The organism is Microbaculum marinum (genome assembly GCF_037855135.1).
Lineage (GTDB): Bacteria > Pseudomonadota > Alphaproteobacteria > Rhizobiales > Tepidamorphaceae > Microbaculum > Microbaculum marinum.
This window is the reverse complement of sequence record NZ_JAZHOF010000014.1, coordinates 24,402-45,925: the sequence shown is the minus strand read 5'-3', so window position 1 is coordinate 45,925 and position 21,524 is coordinate 24,402. Positions and strand designations below refer to the sequence as shown.

The 21,524-nt window shown below is 67.6% G+C and carries 21 protein-coding genes; 11 read left to right on the top strand and 10 right to left on the bottom strand.

Going from position 1 to position 21,524, the window contains the following annotated elements:
- Positions 1–113: 113 nt before the first annotated feature.
- Positions 114–2,156 carry a BTAD domain-containing putative transcriptional regulator gene (locus tag V3328_RS25235; RefSeq protein ID WP_340332502.1) on the top strand — a complete coding sequence of 681 codons (2,043 nt, stop codon included), beginning with the start codon at positions 114–116 and terminating at the stop codon, positions 2,154–2,156.
- An 8-nt stretch (positions 2,157–2,164) separates the two neighbouring features.
- Here V3328_RS25235 and V3328_RS25230 read toward each other — a convergent pair whose 3' ends face one another.
- Positions 2,165–3,379 (bottom strand): argininosuccinate synthase, encoded by a 1,215-nt coding sequence (locus V3328_RS25230; RefSeq protein WP_340332501.1) that lies wholly within the window; start codon positions 3,377–3,379, stop codon positions 2,165–2,167.
- A 495-nt stretch (positions 3,380–3,874) separates the two neighbouring features.
- Between V3328_RS25230 and V3328_RS25225 the strand changes: the two genes are divergently transcribed.
- Positions 3,875–4,633: a sulfotransferase family protein gene (locus V3328_RS25225; protein ID WP_340332500.1), complete on the top strand. Its 759-nt coding sequence runs from the start codon at positions 3,875–3,877 to the stop codon at positions 4,631–4,633.
- Positions 4,630–5,259, top strand: coding sequence for a 2-hydroxychromene-2-carboxylate isomerase (locus tag V3328_RS25220; protein ID WP_340332499.1), 630 nt, complete (start codon positions 4,630–4,632; stop codon positions 5,257–5,259). The genes V3328_RS25225 and V3328_RS25220 overlap by 4 nt, the downstream gene beginning before the upstream one ends.
- On the opposite strand, the gene V3328_RS25215 is transcribed toward V3328_RS25220, so the two are convergent.
- From V3328_RS25215 to V3328_RS25205, 3 genes are all read right to left on the bottom strand, one after another.
- Complete coding sequence (locus tag V3328_RS25215; RefSeq protein ID WP_340332498.1) at positions 5,260–5,733, bottom strand: hypothetical protein; 474 nt, start codon at positions 5,731–5,733, stop codon at positions 5,260–5,262.
- Complete coding sequence (rlmN, locus tag V3328_RS25210) at positions 5,730–6,983, bottom strand: dual-specificity RNA methyltransferase RlmN (RefSeq protein ID WP_340332497.1); 1,254 nt, start codon at positions 6,981–6,983, stop codon at positions 5,730–5,732. The genes V3328_RS25215 and rlmN overlap by 4 nt, the downstream gene beginning before the upstream one ends.
- A 127-nt stretch (positions 6,984–7,110) precedes the next feature.
- Positions 7,111–7,629: an invasion associated locus B family protein gene (locus tag V3328_RS25205; RefSeq protein ID WP_340332496.1), complete on the bottom strand. Its 519-nt coding sequence runs from the start codon at positions 7,627–7,629 to the stop codon at positions 7,111–7,113.
- A gap of 339 nt (positions 7,630–7,968) precedes the next feature.
- Here V3328_RS25205 and V3328_RS25200 point away from each other — a divergent pair, with 339 nt between their 5' ends.
- Positions 7,969–8,943, top strand: a complete 975-nt coding sequence (locus V3328_RS25200) for an NADPH:quinone oxidoreductase family protein (RefSeq protein ID WP_340332495.1) — start codon at positions 7,969–7,971, stop codon at positions 8,941–8,943.
- Positions 8,944–8,953: 10 nt separating this feature from the next.
- On the opposite strand, the gene V3328_RS25195 is transcribed toward V3328_RS25200, so the two are convergent.
- Entirely contained in the window at positions 8,954–9,328 is a 375-nt protein-coding gene (locus V3328_RS25195; RefSeq protein WP_340332494.1) for a YkvA family protein, read from the bottom strand.
- A 151-nt stretch (positions 9,329–9,479) separates the two neighbouring features.
- Between V3328_RS25195 and V3328_RS25190 the strand changes: the two genes are divergently transcribed.
- Positions 9,480–10,265: an SDR family NAD(P)-dependent oxidoreductase gene (locus tag V3328_RS25190; RefSeq protein ID WP_340332493.1), complete on the top strand. Its 786-nt coding sequence runs from the start codon at positions 9,480–9,482 to the stop codon at positions 10,263–10,265.
- A gap of 23 nt (positions 10,266–10,288) precedes the next feature.
- On the opposite strand, the gene V3328_RS25185 is transcribed toward V3328_RS25190, so the two are convergent.
- Genes V3328_RS25185 through V3328_RS25170 form a run of 4 tightly spaced genes read right to left on the bottom strand, consistent with a single transcriptional unit; the run spans position 10,289 to position 12,939 of the window.
- Positions 10,289–10,600, bottom strand: coding sequence for a 4a-hydroxytetrahydrobiopterin dehydratase (locus tag V3328_RS25185; RefSeq protein WP_340332492.1), 312 nt, complete (start codon positions 10,598–10,600; stop codon positions 10,289–10,291).
- 17 nt (positions 10,601–10,617) lie between these two features.
- Positions 10,618–11,187, bottom strand: a complete 570-nt coding sequence (gene thpR / locus V3328_RS25180) for an RNA 2',3'-cyclic phosphodiesterase (protein WP_340332491.1) — start codon at positions 11,185–11,187, stop codon at positions 10,618–10,620.
- 26 nt (positions 11,188–11,213) lie between these two features.
- Positions 11,214–12,260, bottom strand: a complete 1,047-nt coding sequence (locus V3328_RS25175) for an NADP(H)-dependent aldo-keto reductase (protein ID WP_340332490.1) — start codon at positions 12,258–12,260, stop codon at positions 11,214–11,216.
- Between the two features lie 40 nt (positions 12,261–12,300).
- Complete coding sequence (locus V3328_RS25170; protein WP_340332489.1) at positions 12,301–12,939, bottom strand: arylesterase; 639 nt, start codon at positions 12,937–12,939, stop codon at positions 12,301–12,303.
- Positions 12,940–13,038: 99 nt separating this feature from the next.
- Here V3328_RS25170 and V3328_RS25165 point away from each other — a divergent pair, with 99 nt between their 5' ends.
- The 4 genes from V3328_RS25165 (at position 13,039) to V3328_RS25150 (ending at position 17,879) form a co-directional block, all read left to right on the top strand.
- A complete protein-coding gene (locus V3328_RS25165; protein WP_340332488.1) occupies positions 13,039–13,764 on the top strand; it encodes an ABC transporter ATP-binding protein in 726 nt (241 codons plus the stop codon).
- On the top strand, positions 13,727–16,360 hold the full coding sequence (locus V3328_RS25160) for an ABC transporter permease (RefSeq protein ID WP_340332487.1): 2,634 nt from the start codon (positions 13,727–13,729) through the stop codon (positions 16,358–16,360). Before V3328_RS25165 ends, V3328_RS25160 begins: the two co-directional genes overlap by 38 nt.
- A 185-nt stretch (positions 16,361–16,545) precedes the next feature.
- A complete protein-coding gene (locus tag V3328_RS25155) occupies positions 16,546–17,256 on the top strand; it encodes a Bax inhibitor-1/YccA family protein (protein ID WP_378758850.1) in 711 nt (236 codons plus the stop codon).
- Between the two features lie 83 nt (positions 17,257–17,339).
- Positions 17,340–17,879 carry a GNAT family N-acetyltransferase gene (locus V3328_RS25150; RefSeq protein ID WP_340332485.1) on the top strand — a complete coding sequence of 180 codons (540 nt, stop codon included), beginning with the start codon at positions 17,340–17,342 and terminating at the stop codon, positions 17,877–17,879.
- Between the two features lie 68 nt (positions 17,880–17,947).
- Here the strand turns inward: V3328_RS25150 and V3328_RS25145 are convergent, their stop codons facing one another.
- Entirely contained in the window at positions 17,948–18,334 is a 387-nt protein-coding gene (locus V3328_RS25145; protein WP_378758840.1) for a DUF2794 domain-containing protein, read from the bottom strand.
- A 480-nt stretch (positions 18,335–18,814) separates the two neighbouring features.
- Between V3328_RS25145 and htpG the strand changes: the two genes are divergently transcribed.
- Both htpG and V3328_RS25135 read left to right on the top strand, forming a co-directional pair.
- A complete protein-coding gene (gene htpG / locus V3328_RS25140) occupies positions 18,815–20,809 on the top strand; it encodes a molecular chaperone HtpG (RefSeq protein WP_340332484.1) in 1,995 nt (664 codons plus the stop codon).
- Between the two features lie 22 nt (positions 20,810–20,831).
- A complete protein-coding gene (locus V3328_RS25135; RefSeq protein ID WP_340332483.1) occupies positions 20,832–21,404 on the top strand; it encodes an ASCH domain-containing protein in 573 nt (190 codons plus the stop codon).
- Positions 21,405–21,524: the final 120 nt, after the last annotated feature.

The window sequence follows — 21,524 nt, the reverse complement described above, 5'->3', positions numbered from 1 at the left end:
CGCACCTGTGAAACCGACCGGCGACCCGGGCGCCAATCGCCGTGAAAAGACGGCCCGCCGGCGTGAAAAATCCGCTAAAAGCATGTTCCATGCCCTCAAGCCGGACCGAAACCATGATTCTCGAACCGGGGAGATCGCTGACCCTTCGTCTGCTCGGCGGCCTCGACGTCCGGGTCGCGGACGCACCGGTTCGCGTGCCGACCAGGAAGGTGCTCCTGCTGGCGGCGGCGATTGCGACGGCGCCGGAAATGCGCATCGGCCGCGACCGGCTGCGGACGCTGTTGTGGAGCGACCGCGGCGAGGAACAGGGGCGCGGCAGCCTCCGGCACGCGCTCGCCGCATTGCGCAAGGCGCTGCCCGATCCGTCGATGCTGTCGGCATCCGCCGAAGTCGTCGCCCTCGATCCCGATCGGGTGTTCTGCGATGCGACGGCGTTCGCTGCGGCGCCGGTGGACGGGCCCGACCGCGCCGCCGAGGCCGCGAGCCTCTATGGCGGTCCGTTCCTGGCCGGAATCGAGGCGCCGGACCCCTCCTTCGAAGGCTGGATGCTCGCCGAGCGCCGCAGCCTGCACGCCATGGCGCTGGCGCTCGTCGACCGGTTCGATCCATCGGCAGCCACCACGGCCGGGCGGGAGTCCGTGGCGCGGCTCGCGCAGCGGCTCCTGGCCGAGGACCCGGCCTGCGAGGAAGCCTATCGCGCGCTGATCCGGGGCGATCTTGCGGCGGGCCGGCGGAACGCGGCGCTGCGACATCTGGAGGACTGCCGCGCGGCGGTGCGCGAGATTCTCGGGACCGAACCGGAGGAAATGACGCTGCGGCTCGTCGATGAGCCCGCGATGAAGCGGTCAGGTCCGGCCCAGTCCTCTCCGTCGACATCCGGTTCGCAGGCTTTTGGTCCGGCGAAGGCCGGTCCGGTGGCGACGGGTCCGGTGACGACGGGCCCGGTCGCGCCGGAACCCCAGCGCCCGTCGATCGTCGTCCTGCCCTTCAAGACCCTGTCCAGCGATCCGGAGCAGGGATTCTTCGCCGACGGTGTGGTCGAGGAGATCACGTCGATGCTGTCGCGGGTCCGCGATTTCTTCGTGATCGCCCGCCAGACGGCCGAGACGCTGCGCGACTCGCCGCTGGACACCCGCGAGATCGGTCGCGCCCTGGGCGTGCGCTACATCCTCGAAGGCGCGGTGCGGCGCGCCGGCAACCGGGCGCGCATAACGGTGGGCCTGATCGACGCGGAGGCCGGCACCCAGCTCTGGTCGAACCGGTTTGACGGCGATGCGAGCGACGTCTTCGATTTCCAGGACGAGGTCGCGAGCGCCGTGGCCGGGGCCCTGCATCCCTCGCTGCGCCAGGCGGAGATCGACCGGGCCTTGCGCAAGCGGCCCGACAACCTGCAGGCCTACGACCTGATCCTGCGCGCCTATCCGCATTTCTGGGCGCATACGCGCGACGACAACGCCGAGGCCGCGGAACTGTTCGGCCGGGCGATCGGGATCGAGCCGAAGAACGGGCTCGCCACCGCCATGCTCGCCTGGTGCCGAGCCCAGGATGCGTCCTACATGTGGGACGACGACATGGATGCGGCCCGCGCCGAGGCGATCAGGCTGGCACGGCGGGCCGGCGGCCTGGCGGACGACGATCCCTCGACGATGGTCGCCATCGCCGCGGCGCTGTCGATCACCTCCACGGATTTTCCCATGGCCCGGTCGCTGCTCGAGCGCAGCCTGGAGATCGATCCGAACCACGCCTGGGGATGGATGCGCTACGGCTGGCTGCAGCACTACGAGCGGCGGCCCCGGGAAGCAGTCGAAGCCTTCGACCGGGCGCTGAAGCTCAGTCCTTATGATCCCTTCGCCTTCAACATCCTGGTCGGCAACGGCATCGCCCACCAGCAGCTCGGCGACTACCAGCGCGCAATGCATCTGGTCGAAGCCGGCCTGCGCGCCCGCCCGACCATCGCCTGGGGCTATCGCGCCCTCGCCACGACCGCGGCGACCGCCGGCGATATCGACCGTGCCCGTGCGGCAATCGACAGGCTCACAAGTGCCTATCCGAACATGTCGATCGCCCGCCTCAGAAAGGCGGTGCCGGAGGCACTGGTGAAAGGCCACGAAATCTACTGGGAAGGCCTGCGGAAAGCGGGCCTGCCCGAGGAATAGGCCGGGCGCTAGTCCCGCCGCTTCCTCGCCGCCAGCGTCCTCAGCCGCAGCGCGTTCAGCCGGATGAAGCCCGCTGCGTCCTTCTGGTCGTAGGCGCCGTGATCGTCCTCGAAGGTGACGAGGTCTTCCGAATAGAGCGACCTGTCGGATTTCCGGCCGACGATCGTCACGTTGCCCTTGTAGAGCTTGACCCGCACCGTGCCCTCGACGTCCTGCTGGCTGAGGTCGCAGGCGGCCTGGATCATCTCGCGCTCCGGCGAGAACCAGAAGCCGTTGTAGATGAGCTCCGCGTAGCGCGGCATCAGCTCGTCCTTCAAGTGGGCGGCGCCACGGTCGAGCGTCAGCGATTCCATCGCCCGGTGCGCATGGTGCAAGATGGTGCCGCCCGGCGTCTCGTAGACGCCGCGGTTCTTCATGCCGACGAACCGGTTCTCGACCATGTCGAGCCGGCCCACCCCGTTGTCGTGGCCGAGTTCGTTGAGGACGCCGAGAAGGCTCGCCGGGCTCATCTCGCGGCCGTCGATGGACACCGGGTCGCCCGAGTTGAAGCCGATTTCGATATGGGTCGCCTTGTCGGGCGCCTCCTCGGGGCTGATCGTGCGCTGGTAGACGTAGTCGGGCGCCTCCTCGTAGGGATCCTCCAGCACCTTTCCTTCCGACGAGGAGTGCAGCAGGTTGGCGTCGACGGAGAACGGCGCCTCGCCGCGCTTGTCCTTCGGCACGGTAATCTGGTGCTTTTCGGCGAAGTCGATCAGGTCGGTTCGGGACTTGAACTCCCATTCCCGCCACGGCGCGATGATCTTGATGTCCGGGTCCAGCGCGTAGGCCGACAACTCGAAGCGGACCTGGTCGTTGCCCTTGCCGGTTGCTCCATGGGCGATCGCGTCGGCGCCGGTCTCGTGGGCGATCTCTACGAGGCGCTTGGCGATCAGCGGACGGGCGATCGACGTGCCGAGCAGGTAGACGCCCTCATAGAGCGCGTTCATGCGGAACATCGGGAAGACGAAGTCGCGGACGAACTCCTCGCGCAGGTCCTCGATGTAGATCTCCTCGATCCCCATCATCTCGGCCTTGCGGCGGGCCGGCTCCAGTTCCTCTCCCTGGCCGAGGTCGGCGGTGAAGGTCACCACCTCGCAGCCGTAGGTTTCCTTGAGCCACTTCAGGATGATCGAGGTGTCCAGCCCGCCCGAGTAGGCAAGCACGACCTTCTTTACGTCCGACATGGGATCCTCGTTGCAGGGAAGACGGTCCGGGCGGCTTATAGGACGCGCCGGGCTCGGCCGGCAAGCCGCCCCGGCACGCGGCGAGGACCATCGGCCTGCCGCGATCCGCCGGCCGATTGTGCAGCAGGCCATGCGGTCACCTGCCCTGCCTCACAGTAGGGCTGGGGAGGGACGGTTGGGATCGGCGCGCCACCGGGATGACGGGCCTGGCTGGCCGGTGGCGGCTCCGGCTGCCCCGGCGAGGTTCCGGACGGCATCTCCGGGACCGCACGAATTAAAGGGAGTCAGGCCGCTGCGGCCATTGATCGAGGTCGCGCGCGGCGATAAACATCGCCGGCGCAAATGCGCCACATTGGCAAGCCATCGAGGTTTGCGATCGATTGACCAACCGGCGTGGCCCTGAATCCGGACCCGGTCGAGAGGTGCGGGCGGTGTCCGCTTGCCGTCCAAGCCCGAATTTTTCCGAAGTAGCGAGAAACGAAAAAGACGACCCCTATGCTGATTTCAGAACGTTTCAACTTCGTCTACCTAGCCAATCCGAAGACCGGCACAACCTCGATCGAAGCGGCATTCGGCAAATATGCCGACTACAGGTCGGCCTCCGGCCCCCGCGCCAAGCACATCACCGTCAGGATGTTCAAGCGCAAGTTCCGGTTCTTCGAATCGCTCGAGAAGGTGGTCTGCGTCCGGGACCCGATCTCCACGCTGCATTCCTGGTACCGGTACCGACAGCGCGAGATCAAGGGGCGGCCGCAGAACATGATCCCCGAGATCTCCTTCGAGGAGTTCCTGCATCACTGGAGCCAGAAGGATCCGCCATCCTTCGCCGACGTCTCCAGCGGCATCGAGTTCGTCCTTACCAGGGATGGAAAGCTGCCTGATATCAGCTATTTCCGATATGAAGGCACCCCGACCCTCCACGCCTATCTCGCAACCAAGGTCGGCGAGGTGGTTCCCGAAAAGATGCTGAACCAGTCGTCGGTTCCCGAAACCAGCACCCTGCCGGACCCGGCCGAACTGAACATTCCGAAACTCGATCGGATCTACGAGATCTACCGGAAGATCCCGTTCAGGAACGACGGCAGGACGCTCGGCGAGATGACCGGCGGCGCCGAGGTCGCCGAGGAGGTCGAGAAGGCCATGGGCGCGTCCAAACGCAAGGCCGGGGGAAAGGCCGGCGGCAAGGGACCGAAGGCGAAGCGCCGCAAGCAGAGGCGCGCGGCCAGGCAGGCGTCGGAAAGCGCCGGCGCATGAAGGCGCTCGACTTCTGGTTCGAGTTCGCCTCCACCTACTCCTATCTGACGGCGATGAGGATCGAGGCCGCCGCCCGACGCGCCGGCGTCGAGGTCCGCTGGAAGCCGTTCCTGCTCGGACCGGTGTTCGCGGGTCAGGGTCTCAGCACATCCCCGTTCAACATCTATCCGCTGAAGGGCGGCAACATGCTGCGCGACGTGGAGCGCATCGCCGCCGCCATGGGACTGGGCTTCCGGACCCCCGATCCGTTCCCGCAGAACGGCCTGACGGCAGCGCGCATCGCCCTTATAGGCTGCGACGAGGACTGGGGCGCCGACTTCACCAGGGCGGTCTACCTGGCCGAATTCGACCAAGGACGCCAGATTTCCGACAAGGCGGTGCTGTCCGACATCCTGCACTCCCTCGGCCAGGATCCCGAGGCGGTGCTGCAGCGTTCCGAGTCTCCGGAAAACAAGGCCCGCCTCAAGGCGCAGACCGAAACGGCGATGCAGCTGAACATGTTCGGGGCGCCGACTTTCATGACGGAAGACGGAGAACTGTTCTGGGGCAACGACCGGCTCGAACAGGCCCTGTACTGGGCACGGCACCATACGCTCGAGGGCTTCTTCGAGCAGGATGCGGGATAGTCAGGGCGATTTCGCCAGGACGCCGGCCGATCGTCCGGAGAATCCCCAGTACACGATACCGCCGATGATCCCGGCGGCCACGTAGAGCGCGAACTGCGGGCCGATCTCGACCGCATGCCCGGCAAGCTCAGGCCCCCGCGACATGTCGGAGCCGACCGGGGAGACATAGGCGAGGGCACCGGCGACGCCGCCTGCCGCAACGTAGTAGACCATGCGGCGAACCCGGAACACCTCGGCGACGACGATGCCGACCACGGCCGGGGCGAAGGCGTAGACGACGGCGAACGAGGCGATGATACCGCCGGCGAACAGGGTCTCCGCCGCCAGCCGGCGCATGGAGATGCCGATCGTTCCCTCGATGAAGGCCTGCAGCACGATGCCGAGCGAGATCGCCATGCCGGCCGCAACGCAGGCGACGACATAGCCGAAACCGGTCGTGATCAGCCGGCCGAGAAAGCGGCCTATGGCGCTCAACGGGCCTCCTCGGCCTGTGAGCCCGCAACCTCGGCGCCGCGGCGCTTCCAGGCCGGAATGCGTTCGGACTCCGACTTCAGCTGGCCGCACGCGGCCATGATGTCGCGGCCGCGCGGCGTCCTGACCGGGCTCGCGTAGCCGGCCCGGTTCACAACGTCGGCGAAGGCCTCGATCGTCTCCCAGTCGGAGCACTCGTAGGCGCTGCCCGGCCACGGGTTGAACGGGATGAGGTTGATCTTGGCGGGGATGCCCTTCAGCAGCCGCACCAGTTCCCTGGCGTCCCGGAGCGAATCGTTGACGCCCTTCAGCATCACGTATTCGAAGGTGATGCGCCGTGCGTTCGACAGGCCCGGATAGGCCCGGCAGGCGTCGAGCAGGGCGGCGATCGGATATTTCCGGTTGAGCGGCACCAGTTCGTTGCGCAGGTCGTCGCGGACCGCATGCAGGGAGATTGCCAGCATCACGCCCATCTCCTCGCCGGCGCGCGGAATCAGCGGCACCACGCCGGAGGTCGACAGGGTGATGCGTCGCCTGGACAGAGACAGCCCCTCGCCGTCGGCGGCGATCTGCACCGCATCGCGGACGTTGTCGAAATTGTAGAGCGGCTCGCCCATACCCATGAGGACGACGTTGGAAATGGCCCGTTCGGCATCCGGTACGAAGCCGTTCTGAGGCCGCGCCGCACCCGGCCAGTCGCCGAGACGGTCGCGGGCGACGAGGATCTGCGCGACGATTTCCTCGGCGGTCAGGTTGCGCACCCAGGGCTGCGTCCCGGTGTGGCAGAACGTGCAGGTCAGCGTGCAGCCGACCTGGCTCGAAATGCACAGCGTGCCGCGATCGTGCTCGGGAATGTAGACCGCCTCGACGTCGACGGGCGCCTCGCCCGCCCCGCGGGAGGGGAACCGCAGCAGCCACTTTCGGGTCCCGTCCGTGGAAACCTGCTCGACGACGATGTCCGGTCGCGCCAGCGAGAACGCCGCGTCCAGCCGCGTGCGCAGATCCTTGCCGATGTCCGTCATCACCGCGAAGTCGGTCGCGCCGTGACTGTATATCCAGCTCCACAGCTGGCTCACCCGCATGCGGACCTGCCGCTCGGGCACGCCTATCTGCGCGAGCGCTTCGCCGAGGGCCGCGCGTGTCAGGCCGACGAGCGAGCGCCGGGTCTCCGCCGCTGCCGCATCCGCAACCGGCGCGCCGGCGAGGGTCGGCGCGTTGGCGTTCTGACGGGCGATATCGAGTGTTGCCGGCATGATCCGATCGGGTGCAGGTCAGCCGCCGGTTCGGACGGCGCAGTGCAGGGGCGCGAAAACCAAAAGGCGCAGCGTCACGCGCCGCGCCGTTCCAATATAGGACGAAACCGGTCTCTTGCCTAACCGGCTACTTGCATTCGATGGCGATCCGGTCGAGTGCCGCCGAGATGCCCGAGAGGGAATAGCTGTCGACCGTTTCGGTGCCGCGCGAGGAGGTGCCCTTCACCTGCATCGTCGCGCCGGCCCGCATGGCGGCGACGAGCCGGGCTTCCTCCGCCGCGTTCTCGACCCAGGCGCCGTCGTCCTTGGTGAACAGGGTGAAGCTGTCCGAACCGACCACGGCGCTCGCCTTGCTCTCTTCCTGGTAGGGGTAGCCGACGACGACGCTCACCTCGTTCTTGACGCCCTGGCCGGGCCGCGTCGTCACGAAGAAGTAGACGGGGTCACGGTTGACGTTGTCGGGCGCCGTGCTCTTGGGCTGCGACAGCACGTAGCAGACCTTGCCGCCGCCGGCCTCCGCCACATAGGCGCCCCAGTCCTTGAACTGGCCAAGCGGCTTCGCCGTCTGCGCCTGCACGGCACCGGCGGACGCCAGGAACGTCGTCAGAATTGACAGGGTCGATACAAGAGCGATCTTCTGAATCATTGTTGCCTACCACGCATCGGTTCTGCCGCGGCGAACCCGCCGGCGGGAATATCTCTCTGGAGTCGGCGCGATTCGGTCGGTTGCGTCAAACAGCCCCCACAGCGCAACCATCTGAGCAACCGCCACGGCACCGGGGTTTCATATCGGTTGCACACCAATGGCGGCAACATTTTGACGTTCTGTAACAATTCGTGATTGATTTGCAAGGGCTTTCGCCCGGCCGGCTGGTCCGCCCGGTACCGCGGGCTCGCGCCCCGCCGTTCCTTGCCGACGCCGCCCGGCTTCGATATGTCCCCTGGACCATCACGCCTCCCGCGCAGCCGACCAGGAGACCCTCCGATGAAAGCCGTTCTCTGCGAAACGCTTGGGCCACCCGACAGCCTGGTCCTGCGCGAGCTGCCCGATCCCGTCCCGCAGCCCGGAGAGGTCGTCGTCCGGGTTCGCGCCGCGGCCCTCAACTTCTTCGACACGCTGATCATCGAGGGCAAGTACCAGTTCAAGCCCGAGCTGCCGTTCTCGCCCGGGGCGGAGTTCTCCGGCGTGGTGGAGTCGGTCGCCAGCGACGTCACCGAATTCGCCCCCGGCGACAAGGTGATGGGCTACGGCGGCTGGGGCGCCTGCCGGGAAATGGTCTCGGTGTCGGCGGCCAGGCTCGTCAGGGTGCCCGACGGCGTCGACCTGCAGCAGGCCGCCGGCCTGATCGTCACCTACGGAACGACGCTGCACGCGCTCAAGGACCGTGCCCGCCTGAAGGCGGGGGAGACGCTGGCGGTGCTCGGGGCAGCCGGCGGGGTCGGCGCGGCGGCCATCGAGATCGGCAAGATCATCGGCGCCCGCGTGATCGCGGTCGCCTCGTCGCCGGACAAGCTGGAGTTCTGCCGGTCGCTGGGCGCCGACGAAACGATCGACTACAGCACCGAGGACCTGAAGACGCGCCTGAAGGAGCTGACCGGCGGCAACGGCGTCGACGTGGTCTACGACCCCGTCGGCGGCAGCCATGCAGAGGCGGCGCTGCGGTCGACGGCGTGGGAGGGCCGCTACCTGGTGATCGGGTTCGCGAGCGGCGACATTCCGAAGATACCGCTCAACCTGGTGCTGCTGAAGGGCTGCGATGTCGTCGGCGTGTTCTGGGGCCGGTTCACCGACGTCGATCCGGATGGCGACCGCGCCAACACCCGCCAGCTCCTGGACTGGATGTCCGAGGGCAGGCTGTCGGTCGCGATCCACGGAACCTATCCTCTCGAGGAGGTCCCGGAGGCGCTCGGCGTCCTTGCCCGGCGCGAGGCCAAGGGCAAGGTCGTGATCGTTCCCTAGTTCTCGCCGGTCAGCCGTCGAGGGTGGCGAGCGCCTCGGCCGCCTGCTTGCGGTGCTCGGGCTTGATGCCGGCCGCGACGACCGTCAGCGCGGCGAACAGCAGCGAGGCATCGTCGGTGAAGCCGACCACCGCAAGAATGTCGGGCACCACGTCGAACGGCAGCACGAAATAGGCGAGCGCGCCGAACAGCGTCGCGCGCACCCGCAGCGGCGTTGCCGGGTCGACGGCGCAGAACCAGGCCGCCGCCAAATCCTGGGCAAACGGCAGCCTTGCGGCGACGCGCCTGAACTTCGGCCAGAATCCCTTGCGCACCTTGCGCTGATTGGCTTCGTAGACGGCGGGAAGCTGCGCCTCCGCGCCGATCCAGCTGGCAGTCTCGCTCACCTGCGGCTCCGTCATATTCGTCTTGCGCCCAATCTGGAGGGGCTCCCAAGAAATGGGGACTGCGGAGATTTCCGCAAGACGCCCGCATTTGCAGCGGCATCGCGATCGTCTAAAGACACTGGGCAGGGAAACGCTCGGCGGGAGAAGACCGATGGAACTTGGAAAGGACATTGCCGCGGTCGTCACGGGGGGCGCGTCGGGTCTCGGCGAGGCAACCGCGCGCATGCTTGCGGAAGCCGGCTGCAAGGTCGCGATCCTTGACATGAACGCCTCGCGCGGCGCCTCCGTTGCCGGCGAGATCGGTGCGACCTACTGCGAATGCGACGTCACCGATCCCGGCAGCATCGACGACGCGCTGAGTGCCGCCCGCTCGGCCAACGGCCAGGAGCGGGTGACCGTGAACTGCGCCGGCATCGCCATCGGCATGAAGACCGCCGGTCGCAAGCGCGACTCGGGCGCGATCGTGGCGCACAATCCCGGCGCCTTCCAGAAGGTCATCGCGGTCAACCTGCTCGGCACCTTCAACGTCGCGTCGAAATCGGCGGCCGGAATGCTCGAAGCCTCGCCGATCGGCAAGGACGGAGAACGCGGCGTCATCGTCATGACCTCCTCGGTGGCCGCCCAGGACGGCCAGATCGGCCAGCTCGCATATGCGGCATCCAAGGGTGGCGTGCTGTCGATGACGCTGCCGATGGCGCGCGATCTGGCCAAGGACGGCATCCGGGCGATGACGATCATGCCCGGCCTGTTCTACACGCCGATGTTCGACAGCCTGTCCGAGGACGTTCGCCAGTCGCTCGCCGACAGCGTCCCGTTCCCGCAGCGTCTCGGCGATCCGGGGGAATACGCGCTCCTCGTCCGCTCCATTTGCGAGAACCGCATGTTGAACGGCACCGGCATCAGGCTCGACGGCGCACTGCGCATGGGCCCGAAATAGTCCTGGATCGGGCTCCGTCGGTACTACGAGTTCTTGACGCCGATCTGCCCGGCGATCCGCTCCATCGCCTTGGCGAGCTTCACGTCGAGCTCGGTCAGCCCCCCCGCGTCATGGGTGGAAAGCGTCACCTCGACCGTCTTGTAGACGTTCGACCACTCGGGATGATGATCCATCTTCTCGGCGACCAGCGCGACGCGGGTCATGAACCCGAAAGCTTCGTTGAAGTTCTTGAATGTGAACGTCCGCTCGATAGCATCGCGCGTCGACGATTGGCTCCAGCCCGGCAGTTCGGCGAGCGCCTCGGATCGTTCCTGCTCTGTCAGCTTTTCGGCCATCTCGTCGCTCTCCCGCATCAGTCCCGCTCAGGGTCCTCGTCGGAACCGTAACTTCCCTGGAGGGGATAGGTTTCCTCCACCACATAGGGCCCGCCCCCCTGACCGGAACGGGAGGAAAACAGGACGAACCGCTCGATGGCGATCGGCCCCCAGTAGAAGCCCCCGCGGGCCTCGATATAGGAGGCGACCGACGCCGGCTGAACGCCCCTCAGCCGCGCCACCGTGACATGCGGCGCGAACTTGCGCGAATCCGGCGGCAGGCCCAGCATCTGCATCAGCCGCTCCTGCTCGGCCTGAAGCGCCGACAGTTGCGGCGAGGACTGCACGGCGGCAAATACCGAATGCGGTTTGCGGCCGCCGAACGCGCCGATCCCGTCGAGGGTAATGGAGAACGCCGGCCGCTGGATGCGATCGAGGATCTCCGCCACCGAGTGCGCCGTCCGGTTGTCGACGTCGCCGACGAACCGCAGCGTCAGATGGTAGTTCTCCGGATCGATCCAGCGCGCGCCGGGCAGCCCGCCGCGCAGCCCTGTCAGCGCGGCGACCGCGCCGGAGGGCAGTTCCAGGCCGGTGAAGAGACGTGGCATGGGCTGTCCGCACTCATGGCTGCATCTCAGGGGCAGGGATTCTGACGAATCAGGTGGATCCCGTCGATACGGTCCTCCAGTTCGGCCGTGATGTCGACCTCGGCCGCGCCGATATTGGTCTTCAGCTGCTCCATGCTGGTCGCGCCGACCAGAACGGATGTGACGAAGGGCCGGCTGAGCGCGAAGGCCAGCGCCATTTGGGCGGGATCCAGACCGGCATCCGCGGCCAGCGCGACGTAGGCGGCGACGGCCTCCTCGGTGCCGGGCTTCTCGTACCGCTGCATCTGGTTGTAGACCGTCCTGCGCGCGCCTTCCGGCCGGGCGCCGTTCAGGTATTTGCCGGTCAGCGTGCCCTGCCCGAGCGGCGAATAGGCGAGCAGGCCGAGGTCCTCGCGCAGGGCGATTTCGGCAAGCCCCGTCTCGAAGGTGCGGTTGATCAGGCTGTAGGCGTTCTGGATCGACTGGACGCGCGGCAGCCCTTTCGACTCCGAGAGCCTGAGGTAGGTCATCGCGCCCCACGGCGATTCGTTCGACAGGCCGACATGACGGATCTTGCCGGCCTTCACGGCTTCGGCAAGCGCCTCGAGCGTCTCCTCGATGGGGACCTCCGGGCCTTCCGTCTTCTTGAAGATCGTCGGCACCGACCCGAAGCCCGACACCGCCCGGTCCGGCCAGTGCACCTGGTAGAGATCGATGTAATCGGTCTGCAGCCTCGTCAGGCTCTTGTCGATCGCCTCGCGCACCTGGGCGCGCGACAGGTCGGTCGTGCCGCCGTCGTCGCGGAACCAGTCGAGTTCGCTGCGACCGACGATCTTCGAGGCGAGAATCACCTTGTCGCGCGTGCCGCGCGACTTGAACCAGTTGCCGATGTACTCCTCGGTGCGCCCCTGCGTGTCGCGGCTGCGCGGAATCGGGTAGAGTTCGGCGGCATCGAAGAAGTTGATGCCGTGGTCGAGGGCATAGTCCATCTGCTCGTGGCCCTCGTCTTCTGTGTTCTGCTCCCCCCAGGTCATGGTTCCCAGTCCGATCGCGCTGACGCGCAGATCCGTTCGTCCGAGACGTCGGTATTCCATGAGTTTCCCCCTTGTTCAGAAAGAGTGTCGTCGGCGCCGCTCAACCGTCCGTCCGGGAAGGCGGGCGCTCCTCGATCCGGGCGATCAGCCGTTCGACATATGGCAGGATGCGTTCGACGATGACGTCGACGCCTTGTGAATTCGGATGCATGCCGTCGTCCAGGTTGAGGTCCGGAGCAGCGGCGATTCCATCCAGGAAAAACGGATAAAGAATGAAATCGTGACGTTGCGCAAGGTCCGCGAAGAGCGCATTAAATTCGTCCGCGTAGGCCGCGCCCATGTTTGGCGGCGCCAGCATGCCCGCCACCAGTACCGGCAGGCCGCGCGCCTGGAACCGCTCGGCGATTTCCTCCAGCGCCCCGCGCGTGACGTCGATGTCGATGCCGCGCAGTGCGTCGTTGGCGCCCAGTTCCAGGATCACGCCGTCCGTGCCGGCCGGCACCGACCAGTCGACGCGCGCCAGGCCGGCGCTCGTCGTGTCGCCGGAGACGCCGGCGTTGGCGACAACGACGTCGTGGCCCCTGGCCTTCAGCGCGGCCTCGAGCTTCGCCGGGAAGGCATCGCCCGGATCGAGCATGTACCCGGCCGTCAGGCTGTCACCGAACGCGACGAGCCGGATCGTGCCGGGCTCTGCGGCGGACTGGGCGGCCGCGGCGGAGAACCAGAGAGCGGATATCATCGTAACGATTGCGAGAGAGGCGCCGAACGCGGCTTGGAGCTTTGCCGCCAATGCCCCATATGACACCGGTCTGCCTTCCGAAACCGAACGTCCGGGGAGATGTGTTCCGTGTCGCATGAGGCAATCCGTCTCCAAAACGTTCATCTCAGTCTGGGCACAGGTGCGGCGAGGGTGCACGTTCTGCGCGGCGTCGACCTCAATATAGGGGCCGGCGAAGCCGTCGGCATAGTCGGTCCGTCCGGCTCCGGCAAATCCACCCTGCTGATGGTAATGGCCGGGCTCGAGCCGCCCGGTTCCGGCGAAGTGACCGTCGCCGGCGAAGACCTGGCGACCATGGACGAGGACGCCCTGGCCCGCTTCCGCGGCGCAAATGTCGGAATCGTCTTCCAGTCCTTCCACCTGATCCAGAACATGACCGCGCTGGAGAACGTCGCCGTGCCGCTCGAGCTCGCCGGCCACGCTGACGCATTGGGCCGGGCCCGCGAGGAACTCGACCGCGTCGGCCTGGCGCCGCGGCTCACCCACTATCCCGCCGAACTCTCGGGCGGCGAGCAGCAACGCGTCGCGCTCGCCCGGGCGCTGGTGGTCGAACCGTCGATCCTGTTCGCCGACGAACCGACGGGCAATCTCGACGCCGCCACCGGCGAACAGATCGTCGAACTGATGTTCGCGCTTCACCAGGAACGCGGCACGACGCTCGTCCTCGTCACCCACGACACCGCGCTGGCGGAACGCTGCGACCGGGTCATAGCCATGCGGGACGGCGTGATCGACGGCGCCCGGCGACATGATCGGCCGCGCGAGCGAGCGGTCGCTGCGCAGTGACGGCAAGGGCGATGACCCCCATCCGGGCCGGCACCCGATGACCGCGCTCGCGCAACGCCTGCCGCTGCCGCTGCGTCTGGCGCTTCGCGAGCTCCGCGGCGGCCTCAGGGGCTTCTACGTATTCATCGGCTGCATCGCTCTCGGCGTCGCCGCAATCGCTGCAGTGGGCTCCGTTTCCCGGTCGCTGGTCCTCGGCATTTCCGAAGAGGGCCAGGCGATCCTCGGCGGCGACTTGTCGTTCTCGCGGATTCATCAGCCGTTCGATCCGGAGATCCGGGCCTGGCTCGATACGCTCGGCGAGGTCTCGGAGATCGCGACGCTGCGGGCTATGGCGCGGACGCCCGACGGGGAAGCCCAGACCCTGATCGAGCTGAAGGCCGTCGACGACGCCTACCCGCTGTTCGGCGCGTTCGAAGTGGACGGAGGCGGCAATCTGCACGACCTGATCGCCCGCCGCGATGGCCGCGCTGGTCTCGTCGCCGACGCGGGACTTGCGGAGCGGCTGGGGATCGGCGTCGGCGATCCGGTTTCGATCGGCAATGCCGAGTTCGCGCTGACCGGCCTGATCGCGCTGGAGCCCGACCGGCTCGGCAGTGGCCTCGGCTGGGGCCCCCGGGTGGTCATCTCGACGGAGGCCCTCGAGAGCACCGGTCTGATCCAGCCGGGCAGCCTGGTGCGCTGGCACGACCGGCTGGCGCTTGCCGGCGATGCCTCGGCAGCCGACGTCGCCGCCATCGAGGAGCAGGCAAAGGAGAGATTTCCGGAAGCCGGCTGGCGCATTCGCGACCGCAACGATGCGGCGCCCGGCCTCAAGGACCAGATATTCCGCTTCACCATGTTCCTCACGCTGGTCGGCCTGACGGCTCTGGTGGTCGGCGGCGTCGGGGTTGCCAACGCGGTCAGCGCCTATCTCGACGGCAGGCGCGACACCATCGCGACGCTGAAGAGCCTCGGCGCCGGCGGCGGCCTGATCTTCCGCAGCTATCTCGCCGAGATCCTCCTGCTGGCCTGCGGCGCGATCGCCGTCGGGATTGCGGCGGGCGCATTGACCCCTTGGCTCGCCGGCTCGGCGCTGGCAGGAATCCTGCCGGTCGCCGACGCGGTGCCGGGCCTCTATCCCGTCGTGCTGGTCCAGGCGCTCGCCTACGGCGCCCTCATTGCACTCGCCTTCGCGCTGTGGCCGCTCGGACGGGCCCGCGAGATTCCGGCGACGGCGCTCTACCGCGAGCACGTCGCCGCCCTCGCCGTACGCCCGCGCCCCGTCTACGTCGCGGCGCTGGCGGTCGTCCTGCTGGCGCTGGTCGGCCTGACGGTCGGGCTCGCCTACGAGCCCTTCATCGCGATCGGCTTCGTCGGCGGCACGATCGCGGCGTTCGTCGTGCTGCGTCTCGTCGGGTCGGGAATCATGGCGCTCGCCCGCCGCTTCCCCCGCAGCCGCTGGATCGAGCTGCGCCTGGCGACCGCGGCGATCCATCGGCCCGGCGCCGTCACCCCGAGCGTCGTCCTGTCGCTCGGCCTCGGCCTGACGCTGCTCGTCACCATCGCGCTGATCGACGGCAACCTGACCCGCCAGCTCACCGTGGCGCTGCCGGACCGCGCGCCGAGCTTCTTCTTCCTCGACATCCCGCGCGCCGATGCCGGGCGCTTCCGCGAGACCGTGGCGGCGACGGCGCCCGGCGGCGAGATCGAGGAAGTGCCGATGCTGCGCGGCCGTTTCGTGTCCCTGAAAGGCATTCCGGTCGGCGAGTACGCCGCGCCGGAGGAGGCGAGCTGGGTGCTGCGCGGCGACCGCGGCATCACCTATGCCGACCAGCCGCCCGACGATACCACCGTCACCGAAGGCGCATGGTGGCCGGCCGGCTACGACGGTCCGCCGCTGGTGTCCTTCGCCGATGAACTCGCCGGCGAACTGGGTCTCTCCGTCGGCGACGAGATCGAGGTCAACGTGCTCGGCAGGACCTTCAAGGCGGAGATCGCCAACCTGCGCACCGTCGACTGGACGTCGCTGTCGATCAACTTCGTCATGGTGTTCTCGGCGAACACCTTCACGGGAGCGCCGCACATGGTGCTCGCCACGGTGACGATGCCGGGCGGCGCGGAGTCCGCCACCGAACTCGCCGTCATGCGCGAGGTGACGCGGAACTTCCCGACCGTGACGTCCGTGCGGGTCCGCGAGGCGCTGGAGACCGTCAACGGCCTGGTGCGCCGGCTCGCCTGGGCGGTGCGGGCGGCAAGCGGCCTGACGATCGCCGCCGGCATCCTGGTGCTGGCCGGCGCGCTCGCCGCCAGCCACCGCCACCGGATCCATGACGCGGTTGTGCTGAAGACGCTGGGCGCCACCCGCCGCCGGCTGATCGGCGCCTACGTCCTGGAGTTCGCGATCATCGGCATCGTCACGGCGATCTTCGCGCTGATCGCCGGCTCGGTCGCCGCCATGATCGTCGTCGAACGGGTCATGGAGCTCGATTTCGTCTTTCTGCCGCTGGTTGCGGTCTCCGCCGTCGGCGGCGCGCTTGTGCTCACCGTCGGGCTCGGACTGGCCGGCACGTGGCGGGTGCTCGGCCGCAAGCCGGCCGCCTACCTGCGCGATCTGTAGCGGTCCCGGCACGCGGCGCGGATCTTAACGTTTCGCAAGGTTATTTCCGCACGAATTCGGCGCGAACAGGCTTGCCGCACCGCGCGGCAATGACCATATTCGTGGCGCAAACCAACAACCGTGCTTTACAACCTCAGGGGAATCCCATGGCGGAATTCGACAAACAGGCTGCCCGCAGCTACGGCATGGGCGCCTCACGCGCTGGCCTCAGCGCGATCGACGAGGGCCTGCGCGCCTACATGCTGCAGGTCTACAACTACATGGCAATCGGCCTGGCGGTGACCGGCGTGGTCGCGCTCGGCGCCTTCACGATGGCGTTCAGCGGCGGCCAGCTCACCGCATTCGGCAACGCGATCTACGTCAGCCCGCTGAAGTGGGTGATCATCTTCGCGCCGCTGGCGATGGTCTTCCTGCTGTCGGCGCGGCTCAACTCGATGAGCCTCGGCGGGGCGCAGCTCGCGTTCTGGGGCTTCGCGGCGCTGATGGGCCTGTCGCTGTCGTCGATCTTCCTGGTCTATACCGGCACGAGCATCGCGCGGGTGTTCTTCATCACCGCCGCCTCGTTCGGCGCACTCAGCCTCTACGGCTACACCACCAAGAAGGACCTGAGCGGCTGGGGCTCTTTCCTGTTCATGGGCCTGATCGGCGTCATCATCGCCTCGGTCGTGAACATCTTCCTCGCCTCCTCGGCGCTGCAGTTCGCGATCTCGGTGATCGGCGTGCTGGTGTTCGCGGGACTCACCGCCTACGACACCCAGCAGATCAAGGAGATGTACTCGGCCAACGACGACGGCACCATGTCCGGCCGCAAGGCGATCATGGGCGCGCTCAGGCTCTACCTCGACTTCATCAACCTGTTCGTGATGCTGTTGAGCCTGTTCGGCAATCGCCAGTAATATCTCCCGCATCGTCGGAGATCCGGGCCCCGGCGGCGACGCCGGGGCCCTTTTTGTTGGGCCAAGTTCTTGGGTGAGAGCAAGTGAGCGGGTTCGCCGTCACCGTGCGTCCGGCCGTTCCGGACGACATCGCCGCCATCGTCGAGATCTACGCGGACGCCGTGCGCACCGGCACCGCCAGCTTCGAGCTCGCCCCGCCCGGCACCGAGGAGATGGCGCGCCGCATGACGGCGCTGCTCGACGGCGGCTACCCGTACCTGGCGGCTGAGCTCGACGGCGCCGTCGTCGGCTACGCCTATGCCGGCGCCTACCGGCCGCGCCCCGCCTACCGCTTCACCGTGGAGGATTCGGTCTACGTCGCCCGACCCGCCTGGGGGCGGGGCGTCGCGCGCGCGCTGCTGCGGGAGCTGATCGCGGTCGCCGAAGCGAAAGGCTTCCGGCAGATGATCGCGGTGATCGGCGACGAGGCCAGCGCCGGCTCGATCGCCCTGCACCGGGCGCTGGGCTTCGAGCATGCCGGCACCCTGAAGTCGGTCGGCTGGAAGCACGACCAGTGGCGCGCCACGGTGCTGATGCAGCGGCCGCTCGGGGCCGGGGACACCGCGCCGCCTAGAGACGCGTGAGCCCCTCACCTGCCGGCGACTCGCAACGGGCCGGCTGATTCGCACCGCCGCGCCTGTCGGGCGCAGCCCTACGCGTCGACGAGCCTCAGCCGCTTGTCGATTGCGCCCAGCACGCGGGCAAGGTCGTGGCCGCGCTTGAGGATCAGTCCGGTGGTGCTGACGACCGAATAGGCCCCCTGTCGCCGGGCCAGCCGCGGGTTCTTCTCGATCCGGTAGAGCGGCGCCTCCGAGGCGCGCCGGAAGACCGAGAAAACGGCCTTCTCCCTCAGCGCGTCGATGGCGTAGTCGCGCCATTCGCCGGCGGCCACCATGCGGCCGTAGACCTTGAGGATTTCGTTGAGTTCGCTGCGGTTGAACGAGACGCTGGACGCCGCCGGCATCCGGGTCTGCGGGACGGCGGCACGTGCCGCGAACGCACGGCCGCCGGGGAACGCTATGGGATCCGTTTCGCTCAATGGCGCCTCCCCTGTTTTCGGTCTCCTGTCACATGATCGTCAAATGTTGCGGGCCCCGTCAAGGACGCCTCCTGGCCACCATTGTCGGCCTCCGGGGTCCGCCGATTTCGGGTGATAAAGAAATCACATTTCCGCCCCAATGGCGCCCTTCACCTGCCAGAATGGAATACGACCATTCAATCGTTGCCTCGAGGCCCGGTTCGAGGAGGCTCCGGAACACCCAGCCCCCCAGCCCCCCGGGGTTTTCTCTGAACCGGGCCCGTTTATTTGACGAGCGTACAGCTGGTTCAAATCCCTCTACAGTCACTTTGCAAGGGCCGGACCTGACCGGCCCGATTTGTTTCTGGTTGCCTTGTCCCTCAGTCCGGCCGACGCCTCTCTTGCCGCAGGCACTTGAGACCGGCACTTGAAATCCGTGGCCAGTCGTCCCTATCTCGCGCCCTGACACTGAAGAAGCTGCGGGAAACCGGGAAACGCAAGATGACCGAGACGACGGAAAAGAAATCCGCATCCAGGAAAACGGCCGCGAAATCTGCAGGCAAGGGCAAGTCGAAGCCCGCCACGTCCCATGCCTTCGAGGCCGAGGTCGGCAAGATCCTCGACCTGATGGTGCACGCGGTCTACTCCGACCGCGAGGTGTTCCTGCGCGAACTGATCTCCAACGGCGCCGACGCCTGCGAGAAGCTGCGCTACGAATCGCGCCGCGATGATTCGCTTCTGGCCGGCGATCCGGATCTCACGGTCACCATTCATCCCGACAAGGACGCCGGAACCCTCACGATAGAGGACAACGGCATCGGCATGACCGGCGAGGAGCTCGCCGCCAATCTCGGCACCATCGCCCGCTCCGGCACCCAGGCCTTCGTCGAGGCGCTCGACAACGAAGCCGCCGGGACGGAGGGCGGTTCCGGCGACGCGGCTGCCCTGATCGGCCGCTTCGGCATCGGCTTCTATTCGGCCTTCATGGTCGCCGACAGGGTCGACGTGCTCTCCCGCAGGGCAGGCAAGGATCAAGCCGGCAACCGCTGGAGCTCCGATGGCCGCGGCACCTTCGGCATCGAGCCCGACGAGTTGGCGCCCGCCCGCGGCACCCGCATCGTTCTGCATCTGAAGGACGACGCGAAGGATTTCCTGGAGGCGCATCGGATCGAATCGATCGTGCGCGCCCATTCGGCCCACGTCCCCGTTCCGATCCGCCTCAAGGAAGGTGAGGTCAGCCGCGAGATCGCCGACGGCGGTGCGCTGTGGCTGAAGCCGAAGTCGGAGCTTTCGGACGAGGACTACACCGAATTCTATCGCCACATCGCGGGCGCCTGGGACGAGCCGGCACTCACCGTCCACTACGCCGCCGAGGGCCGCCAGACCTACCGGGTACTGATGTTCGTGCCCTCGGAAAAGCCCTTCGACATGTTCGACCCGTCGCGCAAGGGCCGCACCCGGCTCTACGTGCGCCGCGTCTTCATCACCGACGACGCAGAGCTGATGCCGGCCTACCTGCGCTTCGTGCGCGGCCTGGTCGATTCCGACGACCTGCCGCTCAACATTTCCCGCGAGATGCTGCAGGAGAGCCCGCTGCTCACCCAGATCCGCAAGGGGGTGGCCAACCGGATCCTGTCGGAACTCGGCAAGCTCGCCGACAAGGACCCGGACGCCTACGCGAAGATCTGGTCGAACTTCGGTCCGGTCCTGAAGGAGGGCCTCTACGAAGACATGGAGCGGCGGGACACGCTGCTTGGCCTCGCCCGCTTTCATTCCACCGCCGACATGGAGGGCTGGCGCTCGCTGAAGGACTACGTGGCGGCGATGCGCGAGAACCAGACGGCGATCTACTACGTCACCGGCGAATCTCCCGCCCAGGCCGCCGCCAGCCCGCACCTCGAGGGCTTCCGCGCCCGCGGCATCGAGGTGCTGGTGCTGTCGGACCCGGTCGACCATTTCTGGGTGCGCATGGCGACCGGCTTCGATGGCAAGCCCTTTCGTTCGGTCAGCCAGGGTGACGCCGACATTGAGGCGGTCGCGTTGCTCGACGACAGCGGGGACGATGGCGACGACGGCTCGCCGGCTTCCGTCGCGACGCTCGCGGCCTTCGTCAAGCAGACGCTCGGCGACACGGTGAAGGAGGTGAGGACCTCGACGCGGCTCGCCGAGAGCCCGGTCTGCCTGGTGGCGACCGAAGGCGCCCTCGACCGGCGGCTTGAACGGATGCTTGCGAAGCAGGAGGGCGCTCCGGAACGCTCCGCCCCGGTGCTCGAGCTCAACCCCCGCCACGCCCTGATCCGGCACCTTGCCGCGCAGGCCGCCGGCCAGAGCGACAAGGCGCTGCTGGCGGACGCCAGCTGGCTGCTCTACGACGAGGCCTGCATCCTCGACGGCGAGACCCCAAGCGATCCGGCCGCCTTCGCTGGCCGGCTGACACGGGTGCTGCTGGCGCAGTCTGCGCCCGCACCGGAACCGGCCGCCCCGACGCAGGAGTAGGCTGCGTCGGATGCTGTTCCGGTTGACAACGCTCGATGCCATTCGCTCAGGCGACGTCACCCTGGCGTTCCGGCGATGGCAGCGGGCGACCGTCAAGGCCGGCACCGAACAGCGCACGAAGATCGGCCTCGTCCGCATCCTGTCGATCGAAGAGATCGCCGAGGCCGATATCACCGAGGCCGATGCCCGCCGCGCCGGCTCCTCAAGCCGCGCGGCGCTGCTCGGGGAGCTCGACGGTCGCGACGGGACGCTCTACCGCATCTCGCTGGAATATGGCGGTCCGGACCCCCGCATCGCGCTGCGACAGGACGCCGACCTTTCCGATGGTGATATCGCCGCGATCGCCGCCAGGCTCGACCGCATGGATCGGGCCTCCGACGGCGGTCCGTGGACGCGCGAGACGCTGCATCTGATCGCCGACAAGCCTGGGACCCGCGCCATCGAACTCGCCCGCTCGATGGGACTGGAGAAGAAATACTTCAAAACCCGCGTGCGGCGGCTCAAGGAACTCGGCCTGACCGAAAGCCTCGACATCGGCTACCGCCTGTCACCGCGCGGCAGGGCTGCCCTGAAGGCACTCTCCGACCGATCCTGACCGCGCCGGAGACTGCCTGGCCCCCTGAAGAAGCTGGCCCGCTCTCATGGTTCGAGGCGTTGCTACGCAGCTCTTCACCATGAGGGCTTAGGGGTGCTCAGGGTGTTCGAAAGGAAATCG

Excerpts from the sequence above, each read along its gene's own strand:
- V3328_RS25190 (WP_340332493.1), top strand. The coding sequence starts at position 9,480 with ATGGAACTTGGAAAGGACATTGCCGCGGTCGTCACGGGGGGCGCGTCG.
- V3328_RS25225 (WP_340332500.1), top strand. The coding sequence starts at position 3,875 with ATGCTGATTTCAGAACGTTTCAACTTCGTCTACCTAGCCAATCCGAAG.
- V3328_RS25205 (WP_340332496.1), bottom strand. The coding sequence starts at position 7,629 with ATGATTCAGAAGATCGCTCTTGTATCGACCCTGTCAATTCTGACGACG.
- V3328_RS25155 (WP_378758850.1), top strand. The coding sequence starts at position 16,546 with ATGGGCGCCTCACGCGCTGGCCTCAGCGCGATCGACGAGGGCCTGCGC.
- thpR (WP_340332491.1), bottom strand. The coding sequence starts at position 11,187 with ATGCCACGTCTCTTCACCGGCCTGGAACTGCCCTCCGGCGCGGTCGCC.
- V3328_RS25200 (WP_340332495.1), top strand. The coding sequence starts at position 7,969 with ATGAAAGCCGTTCTCTGCGAAACGCTTGGGCCACCCGACAGCCTGGTC.
- V3328_RS25235 (WP_340332502.1), top strand. The coding sequence starts at position 114 with ATGATTCTCGAACCGGGGAGATCGCTGACCCTTCGTCTGCTCGGCGGC.
- V3328_RS25170 (WP_340332489.1), bottom strand. The coding sequence starts at position 12,939 with ATGATATCCGCTCTCTGGTTCTCCGCCGCGGCCGCCCAGTCCGCCGCA.
- V3328_RS25165 (WP_340332488.1), top strand. The coding sequence starts at position 13,039 with ATGTGTTCCGTGTCGCATGAGGCAATCCGTCTCCAAAACGTTCATCTC.
- rlmN (WP_340332497.1), bottom strand. The coding sequence starts at position 6,983 with ATGCCGGCAACACTCGATATCGCCCGTCAGAACGCCAACGCGCCGACC.
- V3328_RS25160 (WP_340332487.1), top strand. The coding sequence starts at position 13,727 with ATGATCGGCCGCGCGAGCGAGCGGTCGCTGCGCAGTGACGGCAAGGGC.
- V3328_RS25185 (WP_340332492.1), bottom strand. The coding sequence starts at position 10,600 with ATGGCCGAAAAGCTGACAGAGCAGGAACGATCCGAGGCGCTCGCCGAA.
- V3328_RS25175 (WP_340332490.1), bottom strand. The coding sequence starts at position 12,260 with ATGGAATACCGACGTCTCGGACGAACGGATCTGCGCGTCAGCGCGATC.
- V3328_RS25230 (WP_340332501.1), bottom strand. The coding sequence starts at position 3,379 with ATGTCGGACGTAAAGAAGGTCGTGCTTGCCTACTCGGGCGGGCTGGAC.
- htpG (WP_340332484.1), top strand. The coding sequence starts at position 18,815 with ATGACCGAGACGACGGAAAAGAAATCCGCATCCAGGAAAACGGCCGCG.
- V3328_RS25220 (WP_340332499.1), top strand. The coding sequence starts at position 4,630 with ATGAAGGCGCTCGACTTCTGGTTCGAGTTCGCCTCCACCTACTCCTAT.